Origin of the sequence: Pseudomonas sp. SIMBA_041, assembly GCF_046535095.1 — a bacterium.
Classification (GTDB): domain Bacteria; phylum Pseudomonadota; class Gammaproteobacteria; order Pseudomonadales; family Pseudomonadaceae; genus Aquipseudomonas; species Aquipseudomonas mucoides.
The window spans coordinates 1-267 of record NZ_JAWRXJ010000375.1 but is presented as its reverse complement, the minus strand read 5'-3'; the positions used below and the strand labels follow the sequence as shown (position 1 = coordinate 267).

Sequence of the window (267 nt, the reverse complement as noted above, 5' to 3'; positions counted from 1 at the left end):
ACCAGTACAGCAATAGTTGTCGCCGCTCCCACATTCTGATATCCGCTGATACTGGCGAAGACAAAAAACGATCCCAGCAAGCCAGGTATAAGTGTCCACCAGCGCACGCTGGACACCAGTTCGCCAAACCCCGCCATGCCTTGTTTAAACCATAAAATAGAAACAAAGAGCAAAATCCCCACCAGTGAGTTCAGCAACATGGCGATGAGAATGGTAGAGGAGGTCTGGGTGATGCGCACCATCAGCGTGTTCTGGACAACCAGACCA

1 protein-coding gene is annotated in these 267 nt (G+C 50.9%); it reads right to left on the bottom strand.

The window, feature by feature from the left end:
- The coding region (locus SB725_RS31545) for a DMT family transporter (protein WP_410923353.1) at positions 1–242 on the bottom strand (242 nt) is incomplete at its 3' end.
- Between the last annotated feature and the right edge of the window lie 25 nt (positions 243–267).